Here is a 3652-nt window from a genome sequence, read left to right as displayed (position 1 = left end):
ATGCTGAAGACATTAAGCACACATCAATCTTATCGTGCGTGGTCTGGGAAAGATGAGAGGAATAAACACCATCCACAAAGACTAAATCATAAGTGTCGATATTATCGATCAGGTAGTCTTTGATATCCCGATATTCAAGGCTATCGTCCTTTTTCGGGAAAAAGCTGTAATCATGCTTTAAAACCGAATTAAGAGAGGTGTATTTCCAGGCCTCCTCTTTCTTTCCGGGGAAACCCATTTGTTCAAATTCCTTAATCGCCTGGTTTCGAATATTATGTAAATCATCATTATCGCTTCTAAATTCCTCTTCAAAAGCCAGAAAAGATGATACTAGTTTATCTTTTAATTCCATCATTTTGTTTTTTGTCTATCCCGCGAAGGCGGGAAACTTCGCCAATCATTAAAAGTTGTTTCTTGTTAAAGAGGTTTAATTCTAAAACTTTCAACCTTTATACCTGTTCCGGTTTCAACCATTCATAACCTTTCTCCTCAAGTTCCAGGGCGAGTTCTTTTCCTCCTGTTTTTACAATCTTCCCATCTACCATAACATGTACAACATCAGGTTGGATATAATTTAGTAACCTTTGGTAGTGTGTGATCAGTAACACTGCATTGTCTTCGTTCCTTAATTTATTAACCCCTTTGGCCACAACTTTAAGGGCATCGATATCCAATCCGGAATCGGTTTCGTCAAGGATAGCAAGTTTGGGTTCAAGCACAGCCATCTGGAAGATCTCATTTCTTTTTTTCTCCCCACCTGAAAATCCTTCGTTAAGAGAACGGGAAAGGAATTTACGGTCAATCTCCAGCATTTCAGATTTTTCCTTGATGAGTTTCAGCATTTCATTTGCTCGCATGTCCTCCTGACCATTGGCTTTCCGGTGGGCATTGATCGCAGCTTTCATAAAGTTGGTTACCGAAACCCCTGGAATCTCAATTGGATACTGGAAGGATAGAAAAATTCCTTTGTGAGCTCTCTCTTCGGGATCCAGTTCTGAAAGTTCTTCTCCCTCAAAAATGATCTCACCCTGAGTCATTTCAAATTCTTCCTTTCCGGCGATAACCGAAGAAAGTGTGCTTTTTCCTGATCCGTTAGGTCCCATTATGGCGTGAACCTCTCCGGGATTGATTTCCAGGTTAATCCCTTTCAGGATTTCCTTATCGTCTATACTTGCGTGTAAATTCTTAATTTTAAGCATATATTCTAGGTATTCATTCCGCCGTGGCGAAACAGATTTATTTATTCTTCAATACTATCTGAAACCTTTTTGGTTTCCAGAATTTCAATTATTTCTCTTATTTCGATATCTTCTTCCCAGCCTTCCTGGTTTCTACTGGGAACTATTTTCCCTTTTACTTTTACCGAAACCATATCAAACTCTTCTTTTTGATAAGGCTTCACTTGTTCGGCCAGAACCTGCGCCATAGAATCAATACTTACTCCATATACAAAACTGTCACCCCTGAAAACCGCAGCATCACCTACAAAGATGATCTCTCCGGTTAAAGTTGGAATACTGTCTTGCTCAGTTTCTGTCTCAATCGGATTGATAAGTTCCTGCCGGCCTTCATCCTGGCAGGCGGTCGCCGAAATTATTATAACAAGTATGAGTAAAAACTTTTGCATTGATTTTATCATCACTTTCATTATCCTACAGAGCCTTCCAGTGAGATCTCTAATAATTTTTGAGCTTCCACCGCGAATTCCATAGGCAATTTGTTCAGAACTTCTTTGCTGAACCCATTAACGATAAGGGCGATCGCCTTTTCAGTGTCTATCCCTCGTTGGTTACAGTAGAAGATCTGGTCTTCCCCGATCTTACTGGTGGTGGCTTCGTGTTCTACTTGTGCCGATTTATTCTTTACCTCTATATAAGGGAAGGTATGGGCCCCACATTTATTCCCCATTAAAAGGGAATCACATTGTGAAAAATTTCTTGCATTTTCAGCACGACCGTTGATCTGGACCAATCCCCGATATGAATTCTGGGAGTGTCCGGCTGAAATACCTTTAGATATAATAGTACTTCGGGTGTTTTTCCCAAGGTGAATCATTTTTGTTCCGGTATCGGCTTGTTGGAAATTATTGGTTACCGCGATCGAGTAAAACTCGCCTATGGAATTATCTCCTTTCAAAATACAGGAAGGATATTTCCAGGTAACTGCGGAACCGGTTTCCACCTGAGTCCAGGATATTTTGGCGCTCTTTTCGCAAAGTCCGCGTTTGGTTACGAAATTATAAACTCCTCCTTTTCCTTCCTTATTCCCTGGGTACCAGTTTTGAACCGTGCTGTATTTAATTTCAGCGTTATCCAGTGCGATAAGTTCAACTACTGCAGCGTGTAACTGGTTTTCATCCCGGGTAGGGGCGGTACAACCTTCCAGATAGCTCACGTAACTACTGTCTTCAGCAATTACCAAGGTGCGCTCAAATTGGCCGGTTCCAGCCTGGTTGATCCTGAAATATGTTGAAAGTTCCATCGGGCATCTTACGCCTTTTGGAATATAACAAAAGGAACCATCACTAAAAACTGCGGAGTTTAATGCCGCGTAGTAATTATCGGTTCTTGGAACAACAGAACCTATATATTTTTTAACCAATTCAGGGTGTTCCTGGATGGCTTCAGAAATAGAACAGAAAATAATCCCTTTTTCAGCAAGAGTTTTCTTAAAGGTGGTAGTCACAGAAACTGAATCCATCACCACATCTACTGCAACCCCGGCGAGTTTCTTCTGCTCATCAAGAGAAATGCCCAGCCTTTTGAAGGTATCCAGCAATTCAGGATCTACTTCGTCTATGCTGTTATATTTAGGTTTTTTATTTGGTGCGGAATAATAGGAAATATTCTGAAAATTAGGCTTTTCATAGTGTACATTAGCCCATTCAGGCTCTTCCATTTTCTCCCAGGCGCGATAGGCTTCCAGACGCCAATCCGTCATCCATTCGGGCTCTTCTTTCTTTTTGGAAATTGCTCTCACAATGTCTTCATTGAGACCAACAGGAAAAGTATCAGATTCTATATCGGTATAAAATCCATATTCATATTCCTTTGTTTCGAGCTCTTTTTTTAAATCGTCTTCAGTATATGCCATTTCAATATTATTAATTCAAGGTTCAAAATTCATTAGTTGAATTTCGAATAATTTAAAGGGAAAAACTCTCCCCACATCCACAGGTGCGTTGCGCATTGGGGTTATTAAATACAAATCCCTTGCCATTAAGTCCGCCGGAATATTCGAGAATTGTACCGGCCAGATACAATACGCTACGTTTGTCAACCACAATCTTTACATCATTGTCTTCAAAAAGTTTATCCTCTTCGGCTTTTTGCTTATCAAAGTTTAATTCGTAAGACAAACCTGAACAGCCACCGCTTTTTACTCCAACGCGAACAAAATCCTGAACGCTGTCAAAACCCTCTTCGCTCATTAGAGCGGCAATCTTCTTTTTAGCACCTTCGCTAACTTTTATCATAGCTTAACAAGATTAATTCTAAATTGGGGACAAATATACTACAAAACAGACGTTTTACCATAGACACAGCATATGTTTTAAGAATGATAAGATAAGCCTTGCTAATAAGGGATTTCAAAAAAGCTATTTATCTATTCACTTGATAATCAATAGCTTTTAAAAAGCTTATTTAGACGA

General features: G+C 39.8%; 4 protein-coding genes and 1 pseudogene. All 5 read right to left on the bottom strand.

The annotated features are described in order from the left end of the window. Positions 1–352, bottom strand: a pseudogene (locus tag ACESK1_RS12575) (Fe-S cluster assembly protein SufD); the annotation flags it as partial. 97 nt (positions 353–449) lie between these two features. Continuing rightward, entirely contained in the window at positions 450–1199 is a 750-nt protein-coding gene (sufC, locus tag ACESK1_RS12570) for a Fe-S cluster assembly ATPase SufC (protein WP_372919004.1), read from the bottom strand. Positions 1200–1240: 41 nt separating this feature from the next. Beyond that, a complete protein-coding gene (locus tag ACESK1_RS12565; RefSeq protein ID WP_372920529.1) occupies positions 1241–1627 on the bottom strand; it encodes a hypothetical protein in 387 nt (128 codons plus the stop codon). Positions 1628–1647: 20 nt separating this feature from the next. Next, positions 1648–3093, bottom strand: coding sequence for a Fe-S cluster assembly protein SufB (gene sufB / locus ACESK1_RS12560; RefSeq protein ID WP_372920528.1), 1446 nt, complete (start codon positions 3091–3093; stop codon positions 1648–1650). Between the two features lie 52 nt (positions 3094–3145). Further along, complete coding sequence (locus ACESK1_RS12555) at positions 3146–3475, bottom strand: HesB/IscA family protein (protein WP_372920527.1); 330 nt, start codon at positions 3473–3475, stop codon at positions 3146–3148. Between the last annotated feature and the right edge of the window lie 177 nt (positions 3476–3652).

Origin of the sequence: Salegentibacter sp., assembly GCF_041642575.1 — a bacterium.
GTDB lineage: Bacteria > Bacteroidota > Bacteroidia > Flavobacteriales > Flavobacteriaceae > Salegentibacter.
Note: the sequence above shows the minus strand (reverse complement) of the source record. Positions and strands in the feature narration are given on the sequence as shown.

Coding starts and splice junctions, on each gene's coding strand:
- ACESK1_RS12565 (WP_372920529.1), bottom strand. CDS start 1,627: ATGCAAAAGTTTTTACTCATACTTGTTATAATAATTTCGGCGACCGCC.
- sufC (WP_372919004.1), bottom strand. CDS start 1,199: ATGCTTAAAATTAAGAATTTACACGCAAGTATAGACGATAAGGAAATC.
- sufB (WP_372920528.1), bottom strand. CDS start 3,093: ATGGCATATACTGAAGACGATTTAAAAAAAGAGCTCGAAACAAAGGAA.
- ACESK1_RS12555 (WP_372920527.1), bottom strand. CDS start 3,475: ATGATAAAAGTTAGCGAAGGTGCTAAAAAGAAGATTGCCGCTCTAATG.